General features: G+C 70.6%; 30 protein-coding genes. 6 read left to right on the plus strand and 24 right to left on the minus strand.

Annotated elements, in window-relative coordinates; genetic code table 11:
* Window positions 1–38 precede the first annotated feature (38 nt).
* Genes ACZ3I4_RS07145 through ACZ3I4_RS07155 form a run of 3 tightly spaced genes read right to left on the minus strand, consistent with a single transcriptional unit; the run spans window position 39 to window position 2,485 of the window.
* Window positions 39–716, minus strand: coding sequence for a GOLPH3/VPS74 family protein (locus ACZ3I4_RS07145; protein ID WP_465380961.1), 678 nt, complete (start codon window positions 714–716; stop codon window positions 39–41).
* 9 nt (window positions 717–725) lie between these two features.
* Window positions 726–1,328 (minus strand): response regulator transcription factor, encoded by a 603-nt coding sequence (locus ACZ3I4_RS07150; RefSeq protein WP_465380962.1) that lies wholly within the window; start codon window positions 1,326–1,328, stop codon window positions 726–728.
* Window positions 1,325–2,485: a sensor histidine kinase gene (locus ACZ3I4_RS07155; RefSeq protein WP_465380963.1), complete on the minus strand. Its 1,161-nt coding sequence runs from the start codon at window positions 2,483–2,485 to the stop codon at window positions 1,325–1,327. The genes ACZ3I4_RS07150 and ACZ3I4_RS07155 overlap by 4 nt, the downstream gene beginning before the upstream one ends.
* 109 nt (window positions 2,486–2,594) lie before the next feature.
* On the opposite strand from ACZ3I4_RS07155, the gene ACZ3I4_RS07160 reads away from it, so the two are divergent.
* Window positions 2,595–3,476 carry an ABC transporter ATP-binding protein gene (locus ACZ3I4_RS07160; protein ID WP_465380964.1) on the plus strand — a complete coding sequence of 294 codons (882 nt, stop codon included), beginning with the start codon at window positions 2,595–2,597 and terminating at the stop codon, window positions 3,474–3,476.
* 32 nt (window positions 3,477–3,508) lie between these two features.
* Entirely contained in the window at window positions 3,509–4,228 is a 720-nt protein-coding gene (locus ACZ3I4_RS07165) for a hypothetical protein (protein WP_465380965.1), read from the plus strand.
* A 5-nt stretch (window positions 4,229–4,233) separates the two neighbouring features.
* Here ACZ3I4_RS07165 and ACZ3I4_RS07170 read toward each other — a convergent pair whose 3' ends face one another.
* The 5 genes from ACZ3I4_RS07170 to ACZ3I4_RS07190 all read right to left on the minus strand — a co-directional run bounded on the left by ACZ3I4_RS07170 (window position 4,234) and on the right by ACZ3I4_RS07190 (window position 7,659).
* Entirely contained in the window at window positions 4,234–4,944 is a 711-nt protein-coding gene (locus ACZ3I4_RS07170) for a DedA family protein (RefSeq protein WP_465380966.1), read from the minus strand.
* 99 nt (window positions 4,945–5,043) lie between these two features.
* On the minus strand, window positions 5,044–5,625 hold the full coding sequence (locus ACZ3I4_RS07175) for a hypothetical protein (protein ID WP_465380967.1): 582 nt from the start codon (window positions 5,623–5,625) through the stop codon (window positions 5,044–5,046).
* Window positions 5,626–5,631: 6 nt separating this feature from the next.
* Window positions 5,632–6,060, minus strand: coding sequence for a hypothetical protein (locus ACZ3I4_RS07180; protein WP_465380968.1), 429 nt, complete (start codon window positions 6,058–6,060; stop codon window positions 5,632–5,634).
* Window positions 6,061–6,134: 74 nt separating this feature from the next.
* Window positions 6,135–6,596 carry a 2'-5' RNA ligase family protein gene (locus ACZ3I4_RS07185; protein WP_465380969.1) on the minus strand — a complete coding sequence of 154 codons (462 nt, stop codon included), beginning with the start codon at window positions 6,594–6,596 and terminating at the stop codon, window positions 6,135–6,137.
* Between the two features lies 1 nt (window position 6,597).
* Entirely contained in the window at window positions 6,598–7,659 is a 1,062-nt protein-coding gene (locus ACZ3I4_RS07190; RefSeq protein ID WP_465380970.1) for a spore photoproduct lyase family protein, read from the minus strand.
* Window positions 7,660–7,748: 89 nt separating this feature from the next.
* Here ACZ3I4_RS07190 and ACZ3I4_RS07195 point away from each other — a divergent pair, with 89 nt between their 5' ends.
* Complete coding sequence (locus ACZ3I4_RS07195) at window positions 7,749–8,642, plus strand: ion transporter (RefSeq protein ID WP_465380971.1); 894 nt, start codon at window positions 7,749–7,751, stop codon at window positions 8,640–8,642.
* Window positions 8,643–8,756: 114 nt separating this feature from the next.
* Window positions 8,757–9,467 (plus strand): hypothetical protein, encoded by a 711-nt coding sequence (locus ACZ3I4_RS07200; protein ID WP_465380972.1) that lies wholly within the window; start codon window positions 8,757–8,759, stop codon window positions 9,465–9,467.
* Window positions 9,468–9,629: 162 nt separating this feature from the next.
* On the opposite strand, the gene ACZ3I4_RS07205 is transcribed toward ACZ3I4_RS07200, so the two are convergent.
* From ACZ3I4_RS07205 to ACZ3I4_RS07235, 7 genes are read right to left on the minus strand one after another with little or no spacing between them, the layout of a single operon-like run.
* Window positions 9,630–10,085 carry a MaoC family dehydratase gene (locus ACZ3I4_RS07205; RefSeq protein ID WP_465380973.1) on the minus strand — a complete coding sequence of 152 codons (456 nt, stop codon included), beginning with the start codon at window positions 10,083–10,085 and terminating at the stop codon, window positions 9,630–9,632.
* 56 nt (window positions 10,086–10,141) lie between these two features.
* Window positions 10,142–11,341, minus strand: coding sequence for a sensor histidine kinase (locus ACZ3I4_RS07210; protein WP_465380974.1), 1,200 nt, complete (start codon window positions 11,339–11,341; stop codon window positions 10,142–10,144).
* 3 nt (window positions 11,342–11,344) lie between these two features.
* Window positions 11,345–12,022: a response regulator transcription factor gene (locus tag ACZ3I4_RS07215; protein ID WP_465380975.1), complete on the minus strand. Its 678-nt coding sequence runs from the start codon at window positions 12,020–12,022 to the stop codon at window positions 11,345–11,347.
* 7 nt (window positions 12,023–12,029) lie between these two features.
* Window positions 12,030–12,887, minus strand: coding sequence for a S1C family serine protease (locus tag ACZ3I4_RS07220; protein WP_465380976.1), 858 nt, complete (start codon window positions 12,885–12,887; stop codon window positions 12,030–12,032).
* Window positions 12,888–12,943: 56 nt separating this feature from the next.
* Window positions 12,944–13,894, minus strand: coding sequence for a VWA domain-containing protein (locus ACZ3I4_RS07225; RefSeq protein WP_465380977.1), 951 nt, complete (start codon window positions 13,892–13,894; stop codon window positions 12,944–12,946).
* Window positions 13,891–14,853 (minus strand): DUF58 domain-containing protein, encoded by a 963-nt coding sequence (locus tag ACZ3I4_RS07230; protein WP_465380978.1) that lies wholly within the window; start codon window positions 14,851–14,853, stop codon window positions 13,891–13,893. The genes ACZ3I4_RS07225 and ACZ3I4_RS07230 overlap by 4 nt, the downstream gene beginning before the upstream one ends.
* A complete protein-coding gene (locus ACZ3I4_RS07235; RefSeq protein WP_465380979.1) occupies window positions 14,850–15,860 on the minus strand; it encodes an AAA family ATPase in 1,011 nt (336 codons plus the stop codon). The genes ACZ3I4_RS07230 and ACZ3I4_RS07235 overlap by 4 nt, the downstream gene beginning before the upstream one ends.
* Window positions 15,861–15,944: 84 nt before the next feature.
* Here ACZ3I4_RS07235 and ACZ3I4_RS07240 point away from each other — a divergent pair, with 84 nt between their 5' ends.
* Entirely contained in the window at window positions 15,945–16,427 is a 483-nt protein-coding gene (locus tag ACZ3I4_RS07240; protein ID WP_465380980.1) for a cupin domain-containing protein, read from the plus strand.
* Between the two features lie 12 nt (window positions 16,428–16,439).
* Here ACZ3I4_RS07240 and ACZ3I4_RS07245 read toward each other — a convergent pair whose 3' ends face one another.
* The 3 genes from ACZ3I4_RS07245 to ACZ3I4_RS07255 all read right to left on the minus strand — a co-directional run bounded on the left by ACZ3I4_RS07245 (window position 16,440) and on the right by ACZ3I4_RS07255 (window position 18,820).
* Complete coding sequence (locus ACZ3I4_RS07245; RefSeq protein ID WP_465380981.1) at window positions 16,440–17,987, minus strand: diguanylate cyclase domain-containing protein; 1,548 nt, start codon at window positions 17,985–17,987, stop codon at window positions 16,440–16,442.
* 117 nt (window positions 17,988–18,104) lie between these two features.
* A complete protein-coding gene (locus tag ACZ3I4_RS07250; RefSeq protein ID WP_465381162.1) occupies window positions 18,105–18,359 on the minus strand; it encodes a DUF3817 domain-containing protein in 255 nt (84 codons plus the stop codon).
* A 2-nt stretch (window positions 18,360–18,361) separates the two neighbouring features.
* Complete coding sequence (locus ACZ3I4_RS07255) at window positions 18,362–18,820, minus strand: DUF2269 family protein (protein ID WP_465380982.1); 459 nt, start codon at window positions 18,818–18,820, stop codon at window positions 18,362–18,364.
* Window positions 18,821–18,905: 85 nt separating this feature from the next.
* Between ACZ3I4_RS07255 and ACZ3I4_RS07260 the strand changes: the two genes are divergently transcribed.
* Window positions 18,906–19,844 carry a GlxA family transcriptional regulator gene (locus tag ACZ3I4_RS07260; RefSeq protein ID WP_465380983.1) on the plus strand — a complete coding sequence of 313 codons (939 nt, stop codon included), beginning with the start codon at window positions 18,906–18,908 and terminating at the stop codon, window positions 19,842–19,844.
* Between the two features lie 76 nt (window positions 19,845–19,920).
* Here ACZ3I4_RS07260 and ACZ3I4_RS07265 read toward each other — a convergent pair whose 3' ends face one another.
* From ACZ3I4_RS07265 to ACZ3I4_RS07290, 6 genes are all read right to left on the minus strand, one after another.
* Window positions 19,921–20,700 (minus strand): ABC transporter permease subunit, encoded by a 780-nt coding sequence (locus tag ACZ3I4_RS07265; protein ID WP_465380984.1) that lies wholly within the window; start codon window positions 20,698–20,700, stop codon window positions 19,921–19,923.
* Window positions 20,697–21,578 (minus strand): ABC transporter ATP-binding protein, encoded by an 882-nt coding sequence (locus tag ACZ3I4_RS07270; RefSeq protein WP_465380985.1) that lies wholly within the window; start codon window positions 21,576–21,578, stop codon window positions 20,697–20,699. The genes ACZ3I4_RS07265 and ACZ3I4_RS07270 overlap by 4 nt, the downstream gene beginning before the upstream one ends.
* On the minus strand, window positions 21,562–21,957 hold the full coding sequence (locus tag ACZ3I4_RS07275) for a GntR family transcriptional regulator (protein ID WP_465380986.1): 396 nt from the start codon (window positions 21,955–21,957) through the stop codon (window positions 21,562–21,564). Before ACZ3I4_RS07275 ends, ACZ3I4_RS07270 begins: the two co-directional genes overlap by 17 nt.
* Before the next feature lie 124 nt (window positions 21,958–22,081).
* A complete protein-coding gene (locus ACZ3I4_RS07280; protein WP_465380987.1) occupies window positions 22,082–22,756 on the minus strand; it encodes a YceI family protein in 675 nt (224 codons plus the stop codon).
* A gap of 508 nt (window positions 22,757–23,264) precedes the next feature.
* Window positions 23,265–24,260 (minus strand): LLM class flavin-dependent oxidoreductase, encoded by a 996-nt coding sequence (locus ACZ3I4_RS07285; RefSeq protein ID WP_465380988.1) that lies wholly within the window; start codon window positions 24,258–24,260, stop codon window positions 23,265–23,267.
* Between the two features lie 23 nt (window positions 24,261–24,283).
* Window positions 24,284–24,892, minus strand: a complete 609-nt coding sequence (locus ACZ3I4_RS07290; protein ID WP_465380989.1) for a class I SAM-dependent methyltransferase — start codon at window positions 24,890–24,892, stop codon at window positions 24,284–24,286.
* Window positions 24,893–25,016: the final 124 nt, after the last annotated feature.

The raw sequence follows: 25,016 nt of genomic DNA on the forward strand, positions 1-25,016 counted from the left end.
GCACGGCGGCCGGCCTGCCCCGGCCGCCGTGTCGCACGCTAGGTCGTCGTGGTGATGACGGTGACGGCCACCGCGGCGGTCGAGGCGGCGATCGCGGCCGCGGTGCGGGTCACGGCGGTGTTCACGGCCTCGGCGCCCCAGTGGCCCTGCTCGAGTTCCTTGGCCCGCTTGATGACCGGGGTCGACCAGGCCAGCTGGGGCCGCAGCATCGGCAACGCGCCGCTGGAGGACAACAGGGCGATGAGGGCCGCCGTACGGGGGTCGGGCTGTTCGCCGTCGACCAGGACCGCGCGGATCCGGTCGCGTACCTCGGTCTCGTGGTTCGCATCCGTGGCCGGCAGCGTGTTCATCTTGAACAGGCCCAGCACCCGCTTCTTCTCGCGGCGGATGAGCCCGCGGCCGATCAGCCGCTCGACCACCGGATCGTAGAGCTTGCCGCCGATCTGCAGCAGCAACGACTGGGCGTCGCGTGGTTTCCCGGCCACCTTGTCGTACGCCTCCTGCAGCAGCGGATCGCCGAGCGGGCCGTCCCCGGCCGGGTGCACCTTGGGATCGCTGAGCCAGGATCCGCTGTTTCCGTCCGACTCGATCCGGCCCATCAGGGCCAGCTCGACCAGCACGGCGCCGCCCAGCGTGTAGGGCAGCGTGCCGGCGGCGGCCGGAACCCCGGTCTCGTCGTCGAGCAGCAACAGCATCAGGTCTTCCACCAGAAGCACGGTCTTACCTCACAACCAGTCGTGTTCGCGGGCATAGCGGGCCGCCTCGTGGCGGGTCTGGGTCTGGGTCTTCTGCATGGCACTGGACAGGTAGTTGCGGACGGTTCCGGGGGCGAGGTGCAGCCGCACGGCGATGTCGGCCACCGAGTAGCCGTCGCCGGTTACCCGCAGCACGTCCAGTTCGCGTTCGGTGAGCGGGCAGTCGTCGATGACGGCCAGGGCCGAGACGTCCGGGTCGATCCAGCGTTTGCCGGAGTGCAGGGTGGCGATGACGGTCGCGATGTGGGCCGGTTCGGCCGACTTGCTGACAAACCCCTGCACACCCAGTTTCAGAGCCTTCCGCAGTACGCCGGGGCGCGCGTGCCGGGTCAGCATGAGGATGACCTGCTGGGGGCGTTGCCGGCGGATCTCGGCGACCGCACCGAGCCCGTCCACGTTCGGCATCTCGAGGTCGATCACCAGGACGTCGGGCGTGTGCCGCAGCGTCTCGGTGATGGCCTCCTCGCCGTCCGACGCCTCGGCCAGCACGGTGATGGTCCCCTCGAGCGGCAGCAGGGCGGCCATCGCCTTGCGCAGCAGGGCCTCGTCGTCGGCCAGCACCACGCTCGTCATCGGGCACTCACCGCCGGAAAGAGGGCGGCGGTGGTGAACTCGCCGGACGTCACCGACACGGTCAGCTCGCCGCCGTCGTCGGCGATCCGCTGCCGCAGCGCCGACAACCCGCGTAGTTCGGGCGGCCCGTTCCGCGCGGCGCCGTCGTTGACGATCGTGATGCCGGCCGCGGTGAGCGTGATGCGCACCTGCGTGGCCTGGGCGTGCCGCAGGATGTTCGTCGTCGTCTCGCGCAGCACCTGGCCGAGCATCTCGCTCACGCGCGTGTCGGCCTCGGATTCGCGGGTGACGCGCACCCGGAGCCCGGCCGCCTCGAACAGGTTCTTCGCGTTCTCGAGCTCGGCCGACAAGTTCAACCGCCGTTGCGCGTACGCGAGCTCCTTGGTCTGCCGGATGGTGTCGCTCACCAGCCCGTGGATCTCGCGCAGCTCCTCCCCGGCCCGCGCCGGATCGCTGTGCACCAGCTTCTCGGCCAGCGCGGCCTTCAGCTTCACCACGTGCAACGTGTGTCCCTGGATGTCGTGCAGGTCGCCGGCGAAGCGCACACGTTCACGGATGACGGCCAGCTCGGCCTGACGTTCCCGGGACATTTCCAGCTCCTGCACGATGTCGTAGAACCGCTCGCCGACGAAGGCGAGCACGATGATCAGCACCGTGACGCCGGTCGGGATGAGCACGAACTGAGCCAGCACGTCACCGGCCCCGGCCAGGAACCGGGTGAGGCCGACCGGGGCCTCGACGTCGCCGTTGCCGATCAGCAGCCGGGTGGCGCCGATCGTGGCCACGAAGGCGATCAGGCCGGCGGCGGCCAGATAGCGGTGGCGGGGAAGGCGGGGAAGGGCCAGCGAGGCCACGCTGGTGACCCCCCAGTAGGCGTTGGGGCTGCCCACCACGAGCGCGCCGACCGGCCACGCCGCGGCCCCGACGATCAGGCACGGCCAGGCCACCCGGCCGATGTCGTTGGCCGTCCAGCGCTCGAAGGCCACCAGCGCCGCGATCACCCCCGGCGACAGCACGAGCACGTGCCACCAGGAACGCACGTCGACCGCCACCACGACCACCGCCGCCAGCATGATCGGCGGCATCGCGGTGTACAGGTTGAGGCGGCGCAGGCGTCCCTGGGTCGCCTCGGTGATGTGCAGCGATCTTGCCTTCACTCCCCCAGTATTCGCGGAAGCCGGGGCGGCCAGTAGTGACACCACGTCATATCCCGTTGGTGACACGGCGGCACTGACCGTACGGGTGGTTCGCTGGTGTCATCGAGTCATGCCGACAACGCCTGTCATCGAAGTCGAACACCTCAACCTCACGTACGGCGACTTCCACGCCGTCAAGGACCTCTCGTTCGAGGTCCGGCCCGGGGAGCTGTACGCGCTTCTGGGCACCAACGGCGCCGGCAAGACCTCGACCCTGGAGATCATCGAGGGGCACCGGGTCGCGACGTCGGGCACGGTCCGGGTGTTCGGGCACAGCCCGCGCGACCGTACGGCCGTGCGGCCCCGCATGGGGATCATGTTGCAGGAGAGCGGGTTCTCGCCCGACCTCACCGTCCGCGAGTCGGTCGGTCTGATCGGCCGGCTGACCCGGCGCACGGATGACGTGGACCGGGTCATCGACGTCGTCGACCTGACCCGCAAGGCGGGCACGCTGGTGGGTCAGCTGTCCGGCGGCGAGAAGCGGCGCCTCGACTTCGCGACGGCCGTCTACGGCACCCCCGAGCTGATCTTCCTGGACGAGCCGACCACCGGCCTGGACATCCAGTCGCGCGACGACCTGTGGAACGCCGTGGACCGGCTGCGCGAGAACGGCTCGACCGTCGTGCTGACCACGCACTACCTGGAGGAGGCGCAACAGCGCGCCGACCGCATCGGGCTGATGCACCGGGGTGTCTTCCACCGCGAGGGCACGGTCACCGAGCTGACCCGGACGCTGCCCGCCGTCATCAAGTTCACGCTGGTCGCCCCCGCGCCGCCGCTGCCGCTGCAGGCCACCACCGGCGCCGGCGGGTCGGTGCGGATCGAGACCTTCGGCCTGCAGAAGGACCTGCACGTGCTGCTGGCCTGGGCGCAGGACCACGGCCTGGAGCTGCGTGACCTGTCGGCCGGCGCGACCCGGCTGGACGACGTCTTCCGCGCCATCGAATCCTGACCGCACCGCCTACGCACGCCGAGGACACCGACATGCTTGCCATCGCTCGCACCGAGCTCATCCAGATCTTCCGCAACCGGCTGGTGCTGGTCACCAGTTTCATCATCCCGGTCGCGGTCAGCGTCTACTTCATCTATCAGCACGAGGTGTTCAGCCAGCTGGGCAGCCTGGGCTACATCGCCGCGATCGTGATGTTCACCGTCGGCGCGTTCGGGCTCTACACCTCGACCGTCACGACGCTGGCCTCGCGCCGGCAGAACCTGTTCCTCAAGCGCCTGCGCTCCACGGCCGAGAGCGACGCCGGCATCCTGGCCGGGCTGGTCCTGCCGGCCACCGCGATCGCGCTGGTGCAGCTCTCCGGCATCCTGATCGCGTTCGGCGTGGTCGCCGGGCGGCCCGCCAACGTGCCGCTGCTCGTGCTGGCCGTGCTGGCCACGGTGGCGATGATGATCGGCCTGGCGCTGGCCACGGCCGGGGTGACCAACTCCCCGGAGCACGCCCAGGTCACCACGCTGCCGGTCAGCCTCGGCGTCATCGCGGTGGCGAGCTGGGTCGGCATCACCGGCACCGAGGATTTCGAGCTGCTCAAGCGGCTGCTGCCGGGCGGCGCGGCCACCGAGCTGATGCTGAACGCCTGGAACGGCGGGGTGGCCCTGTCCGACTCGCTGATCCTGCTCGCGCCCACGTTCGCCTGGGTCGTCGTGGCCGTCTCGTTCGCCACCCGGATGTTCCGCTGGGAACCGCGCCGGTAGTGCGTTCAGCGCCGGTGGCTGCGGGGGCGTTCCCGCAGCACCGGCAGGACGACCGTGGCGTCGGTGTCGGCGGCCCCGAGACTGCGGGCGCGCAGGCGCTGCCAGACGAAGTAGCCGACCCCGATGACCACGCCGGCGATGACGATCTTCTGGAAGACCCCGGCGTACCCCTCGACGCGATGCCAGTTCTCCCCCAGGACGAACCCGGCCGTCACGAAGATCGTGTTCCAGATGAAGCTGCCCGCCGTCGTCAGCAGGGTGAACTTCCAGAAGCTCATCCGCTCGACGCCGGCCGGCAGCGAGATGAAGCTGCGGAACAGCGGGACCATGCGGCCGAAGAAGACCGCCTTGGTGCCGTGCTTGCCGAACCATTCCTCGCAGCGGTCGAAATCCTGCAGCTTGACCAGCGGGATGTACGCGACCAGGTTGCGGGTGCGCTCGCGGCCGAGCAGGGCGCCCGCCCAATAGACGATGATGGCGCCCACGACCGAGCCCAGCGTCGTCCACAGCAGGGCCTCGGGCAGGCTGAACACACCCCGGCTGGCCGAGAACCCGGCCAGCGGCAGCACCAGCTCGCTCGGGATCGGCGGGAACAGGTTGTCCAGCCCGACGATCAGGGCCGCGCCCACACCTCCCAGCGTCTCCATCAGGCCGACGGCCCACCCGGTCAGCCCTCCGGACGTGTCGGGGGCGGCTTCGGCGAGCACGTCGGTCACAAACGCTCCTCAACATCATCGGCGGCAGGTCAGTTCTGCCCAGAGAAGTATCGGAGACCTTTCTGAGAGTTCCCTGCCAGCCGGCGCGGCCGGCCCGAGTCAGTAGTACGTCGGCTGCCGCTCGTCCGGGTCCGCAGGCACGACGTCGAGGTCCGGGTCCGCGACGAGGCGGTCGACAACCTCACGGCCGGCGCCGATGCCGGCCCAGTGCGGGTCGACGTCACTGGCGAAACACCACGAATGATCCGCCGGCCAGACGAAGGCCGGCGCCGAGCCGGCCTCGGAGTCGAACAGGTCGCTCCACCCGGTCAAGTCGCTCAGGGTGCCGGTGAGCAGGACGTATCGCCGGTGCGGGAGCTCTACCAGGTTTCCGCCGGTCAGGGCCGGATCTCGGAACGTCGCGCCGCCCTCCCACACGCAGACATAGCAGTCGCGTGTGGAGGAGCTGTAGTCGGCGAGAGCTTCCATCGCTGCTCGCGCCATGTCGATCTCGGTAGTCCGGGGAGACGGCAGCCGCACGTCCGACTCGCGCATGTCCGGACGGACCGGATCGGGCAGATAGCGAAGACGCGCGTACGCGGGGAACGAGGCCGGCCCGAACGTGATCAACCGCGTCGGGCCGGCCTCGGTCGCGTACAGCCACGCCGCGGCAGAAAGCTCGTCAGTGGGCCGCAGTGTCATCGTCGGTCAGAACAGGTTCACGTAATCGATGGAGAGTTGCCCGCCCGGGGTGTTCAGATAGATCTCCACCCGGATCCGGGCCGTGCTGTCGAGGTGCATCGTGTTTTGCACGAGCTGGAACTCCGACGCGTTCTTCACCTGGAAAGGCGTGGTCGACGCGGCGTTGGTCGTCAGATTCCAGATAGCCAGCGCCCCGTCCGCTCCGGTCACCGACGTGACGTGGGCGAAACACGACACGCTGGCCGCCGTGATCGGGTCGGTGTCCTGGCCGATCGAGCCGCCACTGACCAGGGAGACCATGCTGGCGATGTTGTTTCCGGTGACCGGGGGCGGATTACTGCTGGGTCCTACGCTGAATGTCACGCTGCCCGCATGGTTGATCGGCTGCCAGAAGATCGGGCCCAATTCGAAACTCGGATTCCTCAAGAACGACATGGCGTCCTCCTCAGTCCTCGGATCGGGTCAGGCTATTCCGGCCGGCAAACGATGAGTGGCAGATCTCGGACGTCCTAGAGGTCGCGAATTGTGCGGGCGGAATTGTCGTAGCTGCGCGCGGCGACCAGCGACCCACGGGCCGGCGTCTCGGTCAGCAATTGGAGGGCCGCTGTCCGGTGTTCCTCGGGCATCCGCAGGGCCAGGCTGAGATGCGGCACCCATTCGGCCGACGGGGGCCACGCCTCCGCCAGCGACGACCACACCAGCGTGTGCAGTTCCCGCAGCGCGGCGTCCGGCGTCACGGGGAGCACCAGCGCGCGCCCGAGCAGGCGCGGCGGCTCGATCGCCACGTCGAGGGGCAACGGCAGCGGCGGCAGACCGTCCAGCGACGCCGCGGTCACCACGGTCAGATGCGGCCGGTTCGTCGGGTGCGGGTGCGAGGCCAGCGACGGCAGCCCGTGGGCACGCAGAAGATCCCACATTTCCCGTACGCGGGAAGCCAGCCCCTCGTCCGGCAACAGCTCGACGGTGTGCATGTCAGAACGCGTATCGGACGCGGCAGTAGGGCAGTCGCTCGCCGATCAGATTGACCAGGGCCGTCACGTACTGGCCCTTGGCGCCCGTCCGGTAGCGCACGTTCAGCGAGCCGTTCTGCGAGCGTTTCGGCTGCTGCAGGTCGGGCCGCCAGATCAGTTCCTCGGCCTTCGGATGCCAGCCCAGGTTGACCTCGTGCAGATCGCGGTTGTGGGTCAGGAAGATGACCTCGGCCGCGAGCTGGGCCCGCGCCGCCGGGCCGATCGAGGCGTCCAGCTGGTCGAGCAGCAGCGCCCAGTCCTCGAGCCAGCCGTCCCGCACGACCACCGGGCTGAAGTTGACGTGCACCTCGTAGCCGGCCGCCACGAAGTCGTCGATCGCGGCCATCCGCTCGGCGATGGGCGACGTACGGATATCGAGCAGTTTGGCGTCGCGCTGGGGCATCAGCGAGAAACGGATCCGGGTGCGTCCCTGCGGATCCCACTCGAGCAGGTCCCGGTTCACATGCTTGGTCGCGAACGACGCCTTGGCGTTCGGCATCCACCGGAACAGCGACACCAGATCGCGCACGTTGTCGCTGATCCGGGCGTCGACGCTGCAGTCCGAGTTCTCCCCGATGTCGTAGACCCAGGCCACCGGGTCACACTCGTTGGGCGCCGGCTTCGTTCCCTGCCGCGCCGCGTGACGCTTGACATAGCCTTCGATGCGGTCGATGTTGGCGAACACGGTGATCGGATTGCTGTATCCCTTGTGCCGCGGCACATAGCAGTACGCGCAGGCCATGGCGCACCCGTTGGCCGTGGACGGTGCGATGAAGTCGGCCGAGCGCCCGTTGGGCCGGGCCGTGAGCGTCTTTTTCACCCCGAGCACGAGGGCCTCACGCTTGATCCGCACCCACCGGTTGACGTTGGTCTCGTCTCCGTACAGCTCGTCGATTCGGTTGTGGCTCTCGACCTCGACAACCTGCGCCGCCGGGAACCGGGCCAGCACTTCCTTGCCCCGGGGCATCTCGGCCGCGGCGGGCTCAACGTAGATTCGGCGGAAGTCCAGCAGCTCAGAGCTCATAACCAGGCCAGCATATCCACCCGAATCGCCCCCCGCCCGGGCCACGCCGCGTCACCCCGGCGGCGGGGACGCTCCGTAGGCTGGCCGGCATGTTCGACGTGACACGCGTAGCCCGCCGTTGTTCGCGAATCGTCGATTCCCGCGCGTTCGAGGTGACGATCGTCGTCATGATCGGCCTCAATGCGGCCCTGCTGTGCGTCGAGACCTATCCGGTGGCCGAACGGATCTCGTACCTGCACTGGCTGGAGTGGTTCTTCCGGGCCGTGTTCGTGACCGAGATCGTGATCCGCGTTCTCGCGTACGGGCGGCGTCCGCAGGACTTCTTCAAGCACGGCTGGAACGTGTTCGACTTCGTCGTGATCGCGGCCGTGTTCATTCCCGGCCTGCACGGTGACACGGCCGCCCTGCGCATCATCCGCATGGCCCGGGTGGTCCGGCTCGTTCGTTTCTCGCCCGGCCTGCGCACGATCGTGACCGCCCTGCTGCGCAGCCTGCCCGGCGTGGGCGGGTTCCTGGCGCTGGCCCTGGTGACGTTCTACGTCTACGGGATGACCGGCTGGCTCATCTTCGCCGAGGCCTACCCGGAGCAGTACGGCACGATCGGCCGCGCCGTGATGACGCTCTTCGTGCTGCTGTCGCTGGAAACCCTCCCCGATCTGATCGAGCAGGGCCTGCGGGTGTCGCCGTGGACCCTCGTGTACTACGTCAGCTACGTGTTGATCACGGTGAATCTGCTGCTCAACATCCTGATCGCGGTCATCGTCAACTCGATGGAGGAGGCCCGCCGGCTGGAGATGACCGAGAGCCTGACCGTCGACGACGACCACGACGGCATGCCCGACGACATCGATCGGATCCTGATCAGTCAGCGTCTGGACGACCTGCGCACGATGATCACGGAGCTGGAGCGGGATCTGCGCATCGACCGGGACGTCGGCCGGGCCCGGCCGCAGATGGTCCGTCCACGCGGCGACGACGGATGAGCGGTCCCGATTGATTTAAGGATGTTTAAGGTTAGGTTCCTGATCCGTGATCATGGCCCGGGTCGTAGTTGTCGGTACCTGCATCGGAGCAGCCCGACACCGAAGGAGCCATGCATGTACCGGACCCAGCGCCGCAAGATGTCCTCGACGACCCGCAAGGTGGTGCTGGGGGCCTCGGCGGTCGTGCTCGCGGGTGGCGCGTTCGCCATCAGCACCGGCATGAGCAGCGCGGGCGAGAACTGTGCCGGGCTCGATCAGGCGCTGCGGCAGAACCTGCAGTTCATCGCCGGCCAGCGGGCGGCGCCGGACGCGCAGTCGGAGGCCCGGATCGCCAACCGCCAGGCCGTGGTCGACCTGATCAACCAGCGCCGCGGCGTGGCAGGCTGCACCGCCGACGTGGCCGGCGAGGTCCCGGGCGCCGCCGCCGGCGGCCAGCAGGGCGGCAACCAGGGCGCGAAGCCGCCCGCCGCCGCGAAGCCGCCCGCTGCCAACCCGCCCGCCGCCAACCCGCCCGCCGCGAACCCGCCCGCCGCCGGCAACCCGCCGGCCGCTCCGCCCGCCGCCGGCACCGGCGCCGGCGAGGTCGTTTGCAAGGGCTCGACGGTGACGCTGTCCGGCGAGGCCGGCGCCCCGTTCGCGTCAAGCGGCACCTTCCCGATCGGCACCACGCTCAAGGTGACCAACCTGGACAACAACAAGAGCATCACCGTGAAGGTCGAGACCACTTCCGGCAGCTGCGTCCTGCTCAACAACGCCGCTTTCGAGGGCGTCCGCGAGCCCGGCAAGTTCCTGATCCGCCGCGCCGTGATCGAGCGCGTCGGCTGACCACGCCCGGGGCCCGGCGAGCGCTATCGCTCGCCGGGCTTTGTCATGTGTAGAAGGCGAAGCGCGGGCCTGTTCAGCCGTAGAAGGCAAAATGCGGACCCGATCAGGCGTAGAAGGCGGAGCCCGGCCCGGCCTGGCGTAGAACGCGAAACGCGGACCCGGTCAGGCGTAGTACCGGTAGATCGGCCGGGCCACGCAGGCGGGCTTGTCCACACCGTCGATCTGCACGGTGAAATCGAGGGCCACCTGCACGCAGCGCCGCGCCACCTCCGACACCTCGGCGACCGTCGCGGCCAGCCGGATCTTCGAGCCGACGCGCACCGGGCTGGGGAAGCGCACCTTGTCGAGGCCGTAGTTGACGCCCATCTTGATTCCGTCAACATGCAGGATCTCGCCGAAGAACGGGATGACCAGCGACAGCGTCAGATATCCGTGGGCGATCGTGCCCCCGAACGGTCCGCTCCGCGCCCGCTCCGGGTCAACGTGGATCCACTGGTGATCCCCGGTCGCCTCGGCGAACGCGTCGACCCGCTCCTGCGTCACCTCGAGCCACGAACTGTGCCCCAGATCCCGGCCGGCCAGGGTCTTCAGCTCGTCCAGTCCACTCACGGTGATCATGCGGAGGTCTCCTGTCGTCGTGGGACGGTCGGAGCCAGTCTGAACAATCCCGGCCGTCAGGGCCAGGGGCTGCCACCGGGCGGCTGCTCCTCGTCGGTGCGGTCGGCCGCGGGCAGCCACAACACGAACGTGCTGCCGCGGCCCGGCGGCGAGAAGGCCGCGACCCGGCCGCCGTGCGACTCGACGATCTGGCGCACGATGGCCAGCCCGAGCCCGGTGCGGCGCTCCCGCCGTACGCCCGGGGCCTCGCCGTTCTCCCCCCGCCAGAAGCGATCGAAGACCCGCGGCAGATCGGCCGGGGCGATGCCGGGCCCCTCGTCGGCCACGGCCAGCCACAGCCACGATCCGGCCTGGCCGGTCGCCACGGTCACCGTGGAATGGGCGGGGGCCAGCCGCACCGCGTTCGACAACAGGTTGCCGGCCGCGCGCCGCAGCGCGTCCGCGTCGCCGATCAGATGCAGGCCGGCCGCCGTCTCGTAGCGCAGGCGCAGCGGCCGGTCGGTGACGAACGATTCCTCGCCGGCCTCGCGCGCCACCACCGACAGGTCGACGTCGGCGTCGGCCGTGGCGTTGGCGTCGCGTCGCGCGGTGGCCAGCAGATCCTCCACCAGCCGCGACATGCGGGTCGTGGCCCGGTCGACCACCGCGACGGCGCGGGTGCGTTCCTCCGGCGCGGCGTCGGGCGCGGTCAGCGAGGCGTCCAGGTTGGTCCGGATGATGGCGAGCGGGCTGCGCAGCTCGTGCGAGGCGTCGTCGATGAGCTGCCGCTGGGCCTGGAACGCGTGGTCCAGCCGGTCGAGCATGTTGTCGAGGGTGTCGGCCAGGTCGCGCAGCTCGTCGGGCGGCCCGTTGAGCCGGATCCGCCGGGACAGGTCGGTGGCCTGAATCTCGCGTGCGGTCCGGGTGATCGCGCCGACCGGCCGCAGCGCGCGCCCGGACAGCACCCACCCGATGCCGAGGCTGGCCACGAACAGGCCGCCGAGCGCGATGAACGACCACTGCCGCAGGCTGGTGAGCGTGTTGTAGTTGACCGCTTCCTCGATCTCGCTGACCTCGGCCACCGTGGTCGTGCCCAGGTATTCGCGGTCGGTGCTGTAGACCTTGGCGATGCGCTCGGTCACCGGCCGGGGTGACGTGCTCTGGGCGACCGCGATGTAGATCCCCCCGAGGGTCAGGCCGGCCAGCGCGAAAAGCACCGTCGAATAGATGACGGTGAGCCGGAACCGGATCGACCGGAACACCTCGGGCCGTTTCACGACTCATCCCTCCCGCAGCCGGTAGCCCCGGCCGACGACCGTCTCGATCGAGCCCTCACCCAGCTTGCGCCGCAGTGTGCCCACCGTGACCCGGACCGTCTGGGTGAACGGGTCGGCGTTGGCGTCCCACACGTGCTCGAGCAGTTCCTCGCTGGAGACCACGTGCCCGGGCCGGGTCATCAGGTATTCCAGCACCCCGAACTCCTTGGGGGTCAGGGCCAGCGGACGACCGGCCACGGTCACCTGGTGGCGGGCCGAGTCGAGCACGATGTCCCCCACGGTGAGCCGGGCCGACGCGCCCGCGGTGTCGCGGCGCAGCAGAGCCCGTACGCGGGCCTGCAGTTCCGCGAGATGGAACGGTTTGACCAGGTAGTCGTCGGCGCCGCCGTCCAGGCCGCGGACCCGGTCGTCGAGCCCGCCGCGCGCGGTCAGCATGAGCACCCGCAGGTCGCCCTGACCGGGTAGCGGCATCTCACCGGCGCGCAGCGAGCGGCACAGCGCGAACCCGTCGCCGTCGGGCAGGTTCACGTCGAGCAGCATCAGGTCGTACTCGTTGACGGTCAGCCGGTCGTAGGCCTGGGCGACGTCGAGCGCGACGTCCACCGCGTAGCCGCTGCGGGCGAGCCCGACGCGCAGGCCCTCCGCCAGATCCTCTTCGTCCTCCACCACCAGCAACCGCATCTGTCGACTATCCCCGCGCGATGAGCGAATCGGCCACCTGGCGGGCCCGTTCGATCGGAACCGCGAAACCGATCCCGATGGATCCGCCGCCCTCGAGCGTCGCGATGGCCGTATTGACCCCGATCACCTCACCCCGGGCGTTGACCAGCGGTCCGCCGGAGTTGCCGGGGTTGATCGAGGCGTCCGTCTGCACCGCCGTCTGTCGCGTTTGCCCACCAAGCCGTACGGGCCGGTCGAGCGCGCTGACGATGCCGGCGGTCACAGTTCCGCTCAGGCCGAGCGGCGAACCGACCGCCAGCACCGGCTCGCCGACCCGGGTCGCGCGGGGGTCGGCCAGCGCCAGCGGCGTCGGCGCAGATCCCTGCGTGACTCTCAGCACAGCGATGTCGCTGCCCGGGTCGGTGCCGACGATTTCGGCCTCCCGGCGCTGACCGTCGGAGCCGACGATGCTGACGCTGCCGCCCCGGCCACCGGCCGCGACGACGTGGTTGTTCGTGACGATGTGCCCGCGGTTGTCGAACACGAACCCGGAACCCGACGCGCCGCCCAGGCCGGTGCGCACCTGCACCGACACGACGCCGGGCAGCACCCGGGCCGCCGCGCCGACCAGGTCGGCCGGAACGTTGCCCTGAGGCGGCGGCACGGCGGTGGCGGCCTCGTCCGCGTCGCGGCCGGCGACGTAGCCGGCCGCCCCGCCGGCGCCAGCCGAGAGGCCGACGACGGCGAGAGCGGCCAGGGCAGCCGCGGGAAGTCGCTTGCCGCGGGCGGCGGCGTGCGCCGGACCCGTGACCGGGGCGGCACCGGGGGCGGTGGCCCAGTCCGGCGAGTGGAACTCAGGTCCGCGAGGCGTCCCCAGTCCAGACATGGCATTCCCTTCCAATGGTCCGGCCGTGACGGGCACGGCCGGGGCGGGGGGCGGGGTCAGGGCAGGCGGGCGAACCAGAACATCGACGCGAGCGCCGCGATCAGGGCCAGCCCCAGCCCGATCCCGATGAACCGGGCCGACACATCGCGGACCTCGGTCTGATAGCCCACCGAGCTGCCGATGTCCGCGTACGCGTCACGCAGCTCCTCGGTGCTGGCGGCCTCGAAGTAGCGCCCGCCCGTGGCGTCGGCGACCGACCGGAGCGTCTCGCCGTCGACCGGCACCTGCTGGCCGTCGCCGATCGTGCCGGTGGGCGTGCCGAACGAGATGGTGTCGACGGGCACCCCCAGCTCGCTTGCGGTCCGGGCCGCCACGGCCGGGTCCTGTCCGGACGTGTTGGCGCCGTCCGAGAGGACGACCACCCGGGCCGGGGGCACGTCCTCGTCCGCGGCCGCGTCGATCGAGCGGATCTGCTCGAGCGCCGAGGCGATCGCGTCGCCGATCGCCGTGCCGGCCTGCCCGGCCGACCCGTCGGACAGCCGGTCGATGCCGGTGCCGATCTGGGTGCGGTCGGTGCCCGGCGGCACGAAGACCGACGCCTGCCCGGCGAACCCGACCAGCCCGACGTTGAACTGCTCGGGCAGCTCCCCGACGAAGTCGCGGGCCGCCGCCTTGGCCGCGTCGAGCCGGTTGGGCGCGACGTCGGTGGCCAGCATCGAGCGGGACACGTCGACCGCGACGAGCACGGTCGCCCGCTCGCGCGGCACCCGCACCTCGGCCTGGGGCTGGGCGAACCCGACCACCAGCAGCCCCAGCATGGCCAGGAAGAGCGAGGCGGGCAGGTGCCGCCGCCAGCCGGGACGCTTGGGCGCGACCCGGTCGAGCAGCTTGAGGTTGGTGAAACGGACGGCGTACCGGCTGCGGCGGCGCTGGGCGATCACGTAGGCCACGGCGAGCGCGGCGACGCCGAGCAGCAGCCACAGTCGTTCCGGGGAGAGCCAGGTCATTGCGATGTCCTTTGTGGTCTGTGCGCGGCCCGGCTGAGACGTCGCCGCGCGTGCACGTGGCGCACGATGTCGGCGACCCAGTCACGGTCGGTCCGCAGGGGAAGGTGCGCGGCTCCGGCCCGTTTCACGGCGGCCGCGATGGTGGCCTGTTGCTGGGCGGCCGCGGCCGCGTATCGGGCGCGCAGCTTCCGGCTGGCGGTCGGCACCTCGCGCCGGCGGCCGGTCTCGGGGTCGACCAGGGTCAGCAGTCCGACGTCCGGCAGTTCTTGCTCGCGCGGGTCGCCCACCTGCACGGCGAGCACCTGATGGCGGGCGGCCAACCGGCGCAGCGGCTCCTCCCACTCGGGGGCGGCCGGTCCGAGTCCGTCCTCGTCGAGGCCGTCCAGAAAGTCCGAGACCACAACCACCAGTCCCGTACGGGGGGTCTGGCGGTGCAGGGTCTCGATGCCGGCGCCGAGGGACACGGGTCGCTGGTCGCGCGGCGTGAGCATCATGGCCCGCAGCAGGGCGAGCAGCGAGGCGCGTCCGCCCCGGGCGGGATACCGGCGTACGCCGTCGCCCGAAACCAGGTGGGCGCCCAGCCGGTTGCCGTTGCCCAGGGTGAGGAAGCCGACGGCGGCGACCGCGGCCAGGGCCAGCTCCCGTTTCTCGAGGCCGGCCGTGCCGAAGTCCATGCTCGCGCTGGCGTCGACCAGCACGTGGGTGGCCAGTTCGCGGTCGGCGTCGACCGTTCGCACGTGCGGCACGGTGGTGCGGGCGGTGACGGCCCAGTCCATCCGCCGCACGTCGTCCTCGCCCGGGTGGTACTCCTTGCTTCCGGCCGGTTCGCTGCCGATGCCGGGGAGCAGGCCCAGGTACGAGCCGTGGAGCAGACCGTCGAGCCGTCGCGTGATCATCAGTTCGAGCCGTCGCAGGCGCCGTTCCGGGAGGAGCTCGGGCGCGAATCCCCCTTCGTTCATGCGGCCATCCCCAGGCCCGGGCCGCGCTCCTCCTGCTGCGGGGCGATCACCGGCAGCGGGACGGCATCGGTGATGCGGCGCACGATCTGCTCGGGCCGCACGTCGTCGGCGACCGCGTCGAACGAGAGAACAAGCCGGTGCGCGAGCACGTCCGGGGCGATCTCGAGCAGGTCGGCCGGCAGCACGTAGTCGCGGCCGCGCAGCACGGCGAGGGCCCGGCCGGCGGCGACGAGACCGAGCGTGGCGCGCGGGCTCGCCCCGTACGCGAGCTGACCGGCCACCTCGGGAAGGCCGAAGCGCTCGGGCTCGCGCGTCGCCAGCACCAGCCGGACGACGTATTCGGCCAGCGCGTGATGCACGAACACCCCGCGGGCCCGCAGCTGCAACTCGTGCAGGGTCACCGGATCGAGCACCGGCTGCGCCACCGGCCGCGCGCCGCCCATCCGGTAGAGGATGCCGAGCTCCTCCTGCTCGGTCGGGTAGCCCACCACCACCCGCATCAGGAAACGGTCCCGCTGAGCCTCGGGCAGCTGATAGACGCCCTCGCTCTCGATCGGGTTCTGGGTCGCCAGCACCAGGAACGGCTGCGGTACGGGATAGGTCTGCCCGCCGATCGAGGCGTGGCCCTCGGCCATCACCTCGAGCAGCGCCGACTGCACCTTGGCGGGCGCCCGGTTGATCTCGTCGGCCAGCACGATGTTCGCCATGATCGGGCCGAGCTCGACGTCGAAGGCTTCCTTGCCGGCGCGATAGATGCGGGTGCCGATGATGTCCGAGGGCACCAGGTCGGGCGTGAACTGGATGCGGTGGAACGTGCCGCCCACCGCGACGGCGAGGGTCTCGGCGGCCAGCGTCTTGGCCACGCCGGGCACCCCCTCGAGCAGGCAGTGCCCGCCGGCCAGCAGCGCGGTCAGGAGCCGCTCCACGAGCCGGTCCTGCCCGACGATCACCTTCTTGACTTCGAACAGGGTCCGCTCGAGCCGGCGGTCCGTAACGTCATCTGTCATGTGTCGATGACAGCAACTGACGCCGAAAGCGGGCCGAAGCCGGACCGAAAGAAGAGCGAAGGATCAACGGGCAGAATGGGTGGCATGACGTATCCACCACCGCAGTACCACGGGGAAACCGGAGAAGTCAGCGCTCTCTATCGGCCGGACGGCACGCCACCCGAACTGGTCTATCCCAACGGGACGAAGGTCCACTACCTGTCGTCCGGCCCGTCGACGGGGGGCCTGTTCGGGCTGTACCGCTGGGAGTGCGGGCCTGGAGTCACCGGGCCCGACCCGCATTTCCACCGCTCGATCTCCGAGTCGTTCTACATCCTGAGCGGCAGCATGCGCATCTACACGGGCGAGAAGTGGATCGACACCGAGCCCGGCGACTACGTGCACGTGCCGATCGGCGGCATCCACGCGTTCAAGAACGAGTCAGGCGAGCCCGCCTCGATGCTGCTGCACTTCTCCCCGGGCGCGCCGCGCGAGGCCTACTTCGAGGGCCTGGTCAACGTCGCGCAGATGAGCGAGGACGAGAAGGCGAAGTTCTATCTGGAGCACGACAACATCTGGCTCGGCTGAGACCTTCGCCGGTCACCTGAGCACGGCGCCGGCAGGGCGCGTGGCGGTCATCCGAGGATGGTGGCGCCGCCACGTGCCCTTGCCCTCGTGCTTGGCGGCGTACATGGCGATGTCGGCCTCGCGCAGCAGCGTGGTCACATCCGTGCCCGGGGTCGCCGAGGCCACGCCGATCGAGGCGGCCGCCCGCACCGGGACGCCGTCGATCTGCTCGGGGACGGTGAGCGCGGCCAGGATGCGTACGGCGGTCTGCTCGGCCTCCGCAGCCGGGCAGTCGGGCAGCAGCACCGCGAACTCGTCACCGCCGAGACGGGCGGCCACATCCCCGGCGCGGATTGCCCCGCGCAGACGGTCGGCCACACCCATCAGCAGGGCGTCGCCCGCCGCGTGGCCCATCGTGTCGTTCACGGCCTTGAACCCGTCGAGGTCGACCAGCAGCACGGACACCGACGCGGGCTCCGCGGTGAGCGCGTGCCCGACCTGCTCGTGGAAGTGCCCGCGGTTGGCCAGCCCGGTCAGCCCGTCGAAGTGGGCCTGGTGACGCAGCCGGCCCTCGTGCTCGCGCAGCCGGGTGATGAGCGCCTGGTTGTCGTGGAACGCCACCAGTTGCCGCCAGGCGACCAGCGCGCAGATGAGCGCCAGCCCGGCGACCACACCCCAGAGACGCGCGTTCACCCCGCCCGGAAGCGTGGCCGCCAGCACCACGAAAGCCACGACCATGGCCCCGTATGGGAGCAGACTGTAGGCCTTGCGGCGGCGCTCACCGAACGCTGTCCGGTCGGAGCTGGCGAGCAGGAACTGCACCCGCGGTCCGGCGCAGATCAGGATGCTAGGCAGGTAGCGGATCAGATAGACCGCCGGGTGCACATCGGTGCCGGCCGGGGCGATGAACATGCCGACGCTCATCACCATGGTGGCGCCGATCATCGGGATCGCGGCCGCCCGGTGCATGGGCGCGTTGCCGCTCAGGATCATCTTGACCGAGGCGAACGACGCCGTGATGGCCACGCCGGTCGCCGCGAGCACGGCGAGCATGTCCGACCGCGTGGTCCCGTCCGGCGTCACCAGCGAACACCAGGCGACCACCGCGCCGGCCACGAGCACCGTGGCCGAGTCGAGCCAGAAGCCCAGCCTTTCCCGGCCGGTCCGGTTCGGATGCGGGTGAACGAGCATCGCCGCCACCACGGCCGCCATGCCGGTGCCCAGGCAGATCGTCTGCACGATGCCGCCGTTGGTCGACCATTCCCCGGGCAGGAACGTCAGCAGCGCCTGGGTGCCGTCGCCGAACGTGAACAGCGCGCCCGTCGCCGCCAGAACCAGCCAGAACCGCCGGATCGGCCCGGTCGCGAGACGCGCCACGCGCCAGGAGAAGAACGCGAGCAGGGCGTCAACCGGCGGCTGGAACGCCCAGAACACGCGTACCTGCCACTCGGGGTGACCGTCGAGCGCGGCGAACAGGACGAACGTGAGGCCCGTCCAGGCCACCAGGCCGAGCAGCCACGGGTCACGGCGCAGCGCGGAAAAGGCCGAGGCCCGTCCGTTCACGTGCGCCGAGCCGACCACACGGCCTCCTCTGAGTGTCGAAAGGGACCACGCTGGTCCGTGGTGGTCCCAATCGACACCGCGCAGGTGGCCTTGAGGAAACGCCGCCTGTCTGCATGCTGTGCGTCTGCCCGGCCGCTACACGTCCGCGGTGCTCGCCTCCCGCCTCAGGCCGCGCCGGGCCAGCACGCCCCCGATCCCGGGAACGAGGGCCAGAAGCCGGGGTCGCACGCGTCTGGTGGCGGAGACGGTCGCGCCGATCACCACCAGGTAGGCGCACCCGTGCAGCGGGCCGAGCAGCGTGGCCACCCACGGGACGTGCACGGTGGCCAGGTTGGCCAGCAGAACCAGCAGAGACAGCAGTTCGACGCGCGCGGCGACCTTCAGCAACATGGTCACGCTCCCGTCGTGGAGCCGGGCCGCACGATCATCAGCACGACGACCGTGGCCCACAGCAGGTTGAAGACGCCCGACACCATGCCCAGCCGCCGGGCCCGGTCGCTGTCGGCGGCCACCGCAGCTGGGGCCGGGGCCGGGTCGCTGTCCCCGCCCGCGAGCGCAGCCTGGGCCGGCAGGATCGCGTAGGACAGGACCACGGCGGCCACCGCGGTCAGCGCGATCGAGATCAGCAGCCAGACGTCGGTCAGGACACCCAGGGAGGCCGCCGTGGCGAAGCCGAAGACGGGGACGGACAGGCCGAGCACGGCGTAGACGCGGCAGATGCGGTGGAGCGTGCGCATCTGGGCCAGGTCGGCGCGGCGGACGGCGGCGGGAAACATGCTGGCCGCGACGGTGACCGGGCCGATGGCCACGATCGCGGCCAGAACATGCAGGGAGAGCAGCACTTTTGTCACGATCACCGACCGTATGGGCGGCCCGATGGCGAGGACAGTGGCTTGAATGCCATAGGCCAACGGATTCTGGCCATAGGCTGGGCGCATGCATCGGATCGTCGTGCTCGCCCTCGACAACGTCGTCGCCTTCGACCTCGCCACCCCGCTCGAGGTCTTCGACCGGGTCCGCCTCGAGGACGGGTCGCGGCCCTACGACGTACGGGTGTGCGCCCCGGCGCCGTCGGTGAGCGCGGGCGCCTTCACCCTCCAGGCGCCGCACGGCCTGGAGGCCCTCGACACGGCCGACACGATCATCCTGCCCGGCTGCCACGACGGCCCCCGGCAGGTGCCCGCGCCGGTGGTAGCCGCCCTCCGGGCCGCGGCGGAGCGGGGAACACGCCTGGCGTCGATCTGCGCCGGCGCGTTCGTGCTCGCCGCGACCGGCCTGCTCGACGGCCGCCGGGCCACCACACACTGGGTCGGGGCCGCCCAGTTCGCCGAGCTGTTCCCGCGCGTGGACCTCGACCCCGGCGTTCTCTACGTCGACGAGGGCCAGTTCCTGACGTCGGCCGGCGCCGCCGCCGGGCTCGACCTCTGCCTGCACCTGGTGCGCCGCGACCACGGCTCCGCGGTGGCCGCTCAGGCCGCCCGCCTGTCCGTGATGCCGCTGGAACGCGAGGGCGGCCAGGCCCAGTTCATCGTGCCCGAGCAGCCCCCGGCCCCGCGCGGCTCGCAGCTGGAGCCGCTGCTGCGCTGGCTGGAGGAGAGCGCCGGGCGCGATCTGACCCTCGACGACATCGCCGGGCACGCCGGCATGAGCGTCCGCACACTCAACCGCCGCTTCCGCGAACAGACCGGCACGACCCCGTTGCAGTGGCTGCACCTGTCCCGGATCCGCCGGGCCCAGCACCTGCTGGAGACGACCGCCCACCCCGTGGACCGGATCGGTTCCCAGGTGGGCTTCGGCTCCCCGACGGCTTTCCGGGATCGTTTCAAGCGGGTGGTCGGCACGAGCCCGCAGAGTTACCGCCGCAGTTTCCGCTGAGGCATGTTTTTCGGCTGGGCCCGGCGCCGGCCGGATCCGGTCGCGAAGACGCTCGGCCCACGTGAGCCCGCGGGCGTCAGCGCGAGTCGCGGACGGCCCGGGGAGCCAGCAGCACGAGGATCACCACGCCGACGCCGGCGACCACGCTGATCAGGTAGGCGAGCGGGTCCGTGGTGAACAGGTCGTCGACGAAGGGATGGGCGCTGGTCGGGGTGCCGGTCGGTTGCGGAAGGAGGTAGGCGAGCGGGACGGCGACAGCGGCGGCCGTCATGATCGCGAACGGTCCGGCCACCACGGTCAGCACGAGCGTCCGCAGGGTCCGGCCGGTGCTCAGGCCGAGCACACCGGCGAGCGCGGTGAGGACGGCGGTCTGAGCCACCATGTAGGCGGCGTTGTTGAGGTGCAGGAGCTGCAACATCTCGTACGTGTCGCTGGCCAGGGCGGTGTATCGGGTGGCGACGAGGCGGTGGGCCAGGGCGACACTCAGCGAGCAGACCGAGCCGGCCGCGAGGGCCCAGCCGAACTTGGTGAGGATCCAGCGCCGGCGTGAGATGGATTGGGTCAGCGCGAAGGCCATGGTGTCCTCCTCGCGCTCGCGGGCGAACAGGGCCACGCCGAGAATCAACCCGAGCAGGGGCGGAACGAAGGCCGCACACAGTTCCATGCCCAACACGGCGTTCAGGGCCGCCCCGCGGGGATAGCAGTAGTTCGGGTCGAGACAGCCCGGCAAGCCGTCGCCGTTCAGCTGCCGCCGGACGACGGCGGCCGCGTGGAAGATGTAGCCGGTGGCGGCCGCGGCCACCGCCGCCGCCACCACGAGGTACGGGCGGAGCAGGCGAAGCGCGAGCCACGTCATGCGACGGTCATCTCCCTCATCGACTGCGAGGCGTCCGCGCGCAGATATCCCAGCAGCAGTTCCTCCAGGGTCGGCCGGTGCCACGCGAGGCCGTCGTCGCCCGCCTTCCCCAGCTTGACCAGCGCGGTGAACTCGCGGCCGTCCCGGCGCATCTCCACGACGGTGTGGTCGTCGAGGGCGGCGAGTTCGCCCGCGGGGCCGACCGCGATCCGGTGCTGCCGGATCGCCGAATCGAGGTCGGCGGCCAGGCGCGCCCGGCCGCCGCCGAGGACGACGACGTGGTCGCAGATGTCCTGGAGGTCGGCCACCACGTGCGAGGACATCAGGACGGTCGTGCCGCGCTCGGCGACCATGGCCATCAGCGCCCCAGTCAGCTGGGCCCGGGCGACCGGGTCGAGGCCGGCCAGCGGCTCGTCCAGCACCAGCAGGTCCGGCTGTTTGCCGAGAGCCATGGCGACCGCCAGCCGGGTCCGCTGCCCGGCGGCGAGCGAGGCGACCTTCGCCGTGCCGCGCAGTCCTCCGGCGTCGACCAGGCGCTGCGCGTACGCCATGTCCCAGCGGGGGTTGAGCCGGTCGCCCAGGCGTAAGGTCTGCGCGACGGTCAGCATGGGATACAGCGAGGCCTGCTGCCCGACGTAGCCGATGCGGGGCAGCACGTCCGGGCCGAGCGGCCGCCCGAACACGCTCAGCCGGCCCCGATCCGGTCGCAGCAGCCCCACGACGGCCCGGATCAAGGTCGTCTTGCCGGCGCCGTTGCAACCGAGCAAGGCCACCACGGCTCCGGCCGGCACGACGAAGGAACAATCCCGCAGGACGGGCGTGGCGCCGAACCGGTGAGAGACGCCCTCCACGGCCAGCGCCTCACCGGACGGGTGCATGGGACTCACCCCGATCGGCGGCGACGTCGGCGACGAGCGCCTGGATGTCGGGCAGGTCGAGACCGGCGGCACGGGCGCGACCGACCCAGTCGGCCAGCTCCTCCCGCAGGTCCGTGACGTCGATCGACGGCCGGGACAGCGTCTGGCTGACGAACGTCCCGGAACCCTGCCGGGGCTCGACCAGACCGGCCACCTCGAGTTCCCGGTACGCCCGCAGCACCGTGTTGGGGTTGATGCCGTTGCGCTCGGCCACCTCGCGGGCCGTCGGCAACCGATCGCCGGGAATCAGCCGGCCGGTCCGCACGGCCTGCCGCACCTGATGCACGAGCTGCGCATACACGGCAGTGCCGGAGCGCCGGTCGATCCGAAAGCTGATCATGACACCAAGTCCACTAGTTCATTAGTGGATTGAGTATCTGATCCGGCGACACGGCCGTCAAGACCGGCAACGGGCGGCGGCCGGGGACTTGGGTGGCCAAGGCGGGGTCGACGACGCGCAGGGGTCAGGCTGCGGGCGGCGCCTCGTGGATGGCCTCGCCGGCGATCTCGATGCGGACCGTCTTGCCGACCAGGAAGCCGCCGCTCTCCAGCAGCACGTTCCAGACCAGGCCGTAGTCCTCGCGCTCGAACTCGGCCCAGGCGCTGAAGCCGAAGATGTCGCGGCCGTACGGGTCGCGACGGGCGCCGCCGTACTCGACGTTCAGGTCGACCGGGCGGGTCACGTCCTTGATCGTGAGCAGGCCGTGCACCACGAACTTGCCGCTCGGCTTGGCCGCGGGAACGACAGCGGCGCCGGGCCGGCGGGACAGCGGGTTGCTGCGCAGCCGCGCCCACAGGAAGATCGCCTCGTTGTTCTCCTGCCACTCGACCCCGGTGCTGCGGAAGTCGAGCGTCGGATACTTCTGCACGTCGAGGAAGTCGGGGCCGGAGAGGTGCGTGTCCCGTTCGGGGTTGTGAGTGGTGAGGCTGGCGGCCTCGATGGTGGCGGTGACCGACGAACGCGCGGGATCCTCGGCCACGAAGATCGTCGCACTCCCCCGGGCGAATTCGCCGCGGACCGGACTCACCATCATGTGCTGGGCGTGGAAACCGAGCCGCTTGTGAGCCTCGTCCAGTTTGTACACACCCGGGTCGGGAATGGTCAGCCCGTTCCACTCACGGATCGGTCGGTCGACCATAGCTTCGCTTCACCCCTCGGCCACATGAGATGGAAATGCATTCTCCGAATTCATAGGATCTTAGGCCCACGAGGCCGATCGCGGATTCCCGGCTGGCCACTCTAGGTACGGACGGGCAGGTCACAGCGCTGCACGGCCGTCACAATGGTGCGGTAATCGCCCGATTTATACGGCGACCGGCGTCACATCTTTCAGGCTCTCGTGACGCACTGTTTCATTGGCTGAAACAAAAGCGTTTCCGGTGACGATGAACACGCCGCATCGATCGGTTCGAGTCATTTCAATGTCCGCACTTGTCCGCGCCCGGCGGTGACCTGAATATCCATTTTGGACCCGAATGATCGCCGCGGAGATAAGCAACAGAAGTGCGCAATCGCCGGGCACGGCGCCCGCGGCGCCAGAGACCCGACGCCGCGGGGCGGTAAGGCAGGACGCCGCGCCGCGGGATGGAATGCCGCCCGGGCAGTGAGGCGGCCCCGTCAGCTGTCGGCTTGGCGGGCCTGGCCCGTCAGCTGTCGGCTCGGAGGGCCTCGCCTGTCAGCTCGATCGAGCGGACCCGGTCGTCCAGCTCGGAGGCGTGGTGAGCCGTGATCAGCTCGTCCGCGCCGGCCTCCTCGGCGAACTTCAGGAGGTATTCGCGGACCTCGTCCGGCGTGCCGACGGCCGTGTAGCGCGTCATGTTCGACAGCTGCGCCCCCGCGGGCGAGGCCAGGAAGGCGTCGATCTCGGCGTCGGTGAAGTTGCCGCCGCGGGCTCCCCGGGTGATGAAGGCGCGGGTCCGCGAGCGGTACGCCCGGACCTTCTGGTCTTCGGCCTCGTCGTGGCCGGGGGCGGCGAAGACGTTGACCCCGGCGATCACGTACGGCGACTCGAGCTGCTCCGACGGGCGGAACGTCTCGCGATAGACGGTGACCGCCTGGTGCAGCGCGTCGGGGGCGAAGTGCGAGGCGAACGCGTACGGCAAGCCGAGCTGGGCGGCCAGCTGGGCGCCGAACAGCGACGAGCCGAGGATGTAGAGCGGGACCGGGCCGTCGGGGGTGGGCACCGCTTGGACGCCGGGGATGCGGGAGTGGCCGGTGAGGTAGCCGTTGAGCTCGAGCACGTCCTGCGGGAACTTGTCGGCCGAGCTGTTGTCGCGGCGCAGGGCCAGCATCGTGTTCTGGTCGCTGCCGGGCGCGCGGCCCAGGCCCAGGTCGATGCGGCCGGGATAGAGCGTGGCCAGCGTGCCGAACTGCTCGGCGATCACCAGCGGCGAGTGGTTGGGCAGCATGATGCCGCCGGCGCCGAGGCGGATGGTCGACGTGTGCGCGGCCACGTAGCCGATGACGACGCTGGTCGCGGAGGACGCGATGGTCGGCATGTTGTGATGCTCGGCGTACCAGACCCGCCGGTAGCCACTGGCTTCCGCGGCCCGGGCCAGCGCCACGCTGCCCTCGAAGCTCTCCCGGGCGGTCTGCCCCTTGCTGATCGGGGCCAGGTCCAGAATCGAGATCGCGAGCGACATGAATCGAACCTACTCCGCGCTCCTTACACCGGCACCGTGCGCCGGAACACATCCAGCACGAACCACTCGTCCTCGTGGCGGACGACCCGCTCCAGCTCCGGCCGCGCGTCGAGCGCCGCGCTGACCTGGAAGCCGTCGTAGTTGCCGTGGCCCCGGTCGCGGAAGTGCACGGACACGAGGTCGCCGTCCGGTTCGAGCAGCCGCACGAAGCCGTCCAGCGCGGCCGCGAGATCGGCCGCCGAGAAGTAGTACAGAAGGTCGCCGATGACGATCAGGTCGAACCGGCCGTCCGGGAGCTCGGCGGGCAGGCTGGCCCGTTCCACCCGTACGTGGGAAAGGTCTTTGACTGTCTCGCGGGCCTGCTCGACCGCGGAGGGCACCGAGTCGACGGCCAGCACCTCGTCACAACGCTCGGCGAGCAGCCGGGTAAGGAGCCCGATCGACGCGCCGGGCTCGTAGCAGCGGCGATAGCGCTCCCGCGGCAGGCTGGCCGTGGTCACCGCGTATTTGCGCTGGTTGTGCCACTTGGAGGCGACGTCCCAGGGGTCGTCCTTGGCCTCGTAGAGCCCGGAGAAGTAATCCAGCGACACCGTGTCGGCCGGCGGTTGCGCGTCGTCGAGTGCTCGTACCACTCGTCACAACCTACAGATTCGCTTGAGGAAACGAGAAACCGGCCGATGGGGCTGATGACTGGTTCCGTGCCCGGGGGGAGGCTCTGCCATGTGCGGCCGGCTTCAGCGCGCCCGGAAACGGCCG

It is taken from the genome of Actinoplanes sp. NPDC021490 (assembly GCF_055562135.1).

Excerpts from the sequence above, each read along its gene's own strand:
- ACZ3I4_RS07265 (WP_465380984.1), bottom strand. The coding sequence starts at position 20,700 with ATGACGTGGCTCGCGCTTCGCCTGCTCCGCCCGTACCTCGTGGTGGCG.
- ACZ3I4_RS07270 (WP_465380985.1), bottom strand. The coding sequence starts at position 21,578 with ATGCACCCGTCCGGTGAGGCGCTGGCCGTGGAGGGCGTCTCTCACCGG.
- ACZ3I4_RS07250 (WP_465381162.1), bottom strand. The coding sequence starts at position 18,359 with ATGTTGCTGAAGGTCGCCGCGCGCGTCGAACTGCTGTCTCTGCTGGTT.
- ACZ3I4_RS07200 (WP_465380972.1), top strand. The coding sequence starts at position 8,757 with ATGTACCGGACCCAGCGCCGCAAGATGTCCTCGACGACCCGCAAGGTG.
- ACZ3I4_RS07215 (WP_465380975.1), bottom strand. The coding sequence starts at position 12,022 with ATGCGGTTGCTGGTGGTGGAGGACGAAGAGGATCTGGCGGAGGGCCTG.
- ACZ3I4_RS07220 (WP_465380976.1), bottom strand. The coding sequence starts at position 12,887 with ATGTCTGGACTGGGGACGCCTCGCGGACCTGAGTTCCACTCGCCGGAC.
- ACZ3I4_RS07285 (WP_465380988.1), bottom strand. The coding sequence starts at position 24,260 with ATGTCGCTCGCGATCTCGATTCTGGACCTGGCCCCGATCAGCAAGGGG.
- ACZ3I4_RS07225 (WP_465380977.1), bottom strand. The coding sequence starts at position 13,894 with ATGACCTGGCTCTCCCCGGAACGACTGTGGCTGCTGCTCGGCGTCGCC.
- ACZ3I4_RS07260 (WP_465380983.1), top strand. The coding sequence starts at position 18,906 with ATGCATCGGATCGTCGTGCTCGCCCTCGACAACGTCGTCGCCTTCGAC.
- ACZ3I4_RS07180 (WP_465380968.1), bottom strand. The coding sequence starts at position 6,060 with ATGTCGTTCTTGAGGAATCCGAGTTTCGAATTGGGCCCGATCTTCTGG.
- ACZ3I4_RS07165 (WP_465380965.1), top strand. The coding sequence starts at position 3,509 with ATGCTTGCCATCGCTCGCACCGAGCTCATCCAGATCTTCCGCAACCGG.
- ACZ3I4_RS07280 (WP_465380987.1), bottom strand. The coding sequence starts at position 22,756 with ATGGTCGACCGACCGATCCGTGAGTGGAACGGGCTGACCATTCCCGAC.
- ACZ3I4_RS07190 (WP_465380970.1), bottom strand. The coding sequence starts at position 7,659 with ATGAGCTCTGAGCTGCTGGACTTCCGCCGAATCTACGTTGAGCCCGCC.
- ACZ3I4_RS07205 (WP_465380973.1), bottom strand. The coding sequence starts at position 10,085 with ATGATCACCGTGAGTGGACTGGACGAGCTGAAGACCCTGGCCGGCCGG.
- ACZ3I4_RS07275 (WP_465380986.1), bottom strand. The coding sequence starts at position 21,957 with ATGATCAGCTTTCGGATCGACCGGCGCTCCGGCACTGCCGTGTATGCG.
- ACZ3I4_RS07230 (WP_465380978.1), bottom strand. The coding sequence starts at position 14,853 with ATGAACGAAGGGGGATTCGCGCCCGAGCTCCTCCCGGAACGGCGCCTG.
- ACZ3I4_RS07185 (WP_465380969.1), bottom strand. The coding sequence starts at position 6,596 with ATGCACACCGTCGAGCTGTTGCCGGACGAGGGGCTGGCTTCCCGCGTA.
- ACZ3I4_RS07195 (WP_465380971.1), top strand. The coding sequence starts at position 7,749 with ATGTTCGACGTGACACGCGTAGCCCGCCGTTGTTCGCGAATCGTCGAT.
- ACZ3I4_RS07240 (WP_465380980.1), top strand. The coding sequence starts at position 15,945 with ATGACGTATCCACCACCGCAGTACCACGGGGAAACCGGAGAAGTCAGC.
- ACZ3I4_RS07150 (WP_465380962.1), bottom strand. The coding sequence starts at position 1,328 with ATGACGAGCGTGGTGCTGGCCGACGACGAGGCCCTGCTGCGCAAGGCG.
- ACZ3I4_RS07235 (WP_465380979.1), bottom strand. The coding sequence starts at position 15,860 with ATGACAGATGACGTTACGGACCGCCGGCTCGAGCGGACCCTGTTCGAA.
- ACZ3I4_RS07160 (WP_465380964.1), top strand. The coding sequence starts at position 2,595 with ATGCCGACAACGCCTGTCATCGAAGTCGAACACCTCAACCTCACGTAC.
- ACZ3I4_RS07175 (WP_465380967.1), bottom strand. The coding sequence starts at position 5,625 with ATGACACTGCGGCCCACTGACGAGCTTTCTGCCGCGGCGTGGCTGTAC.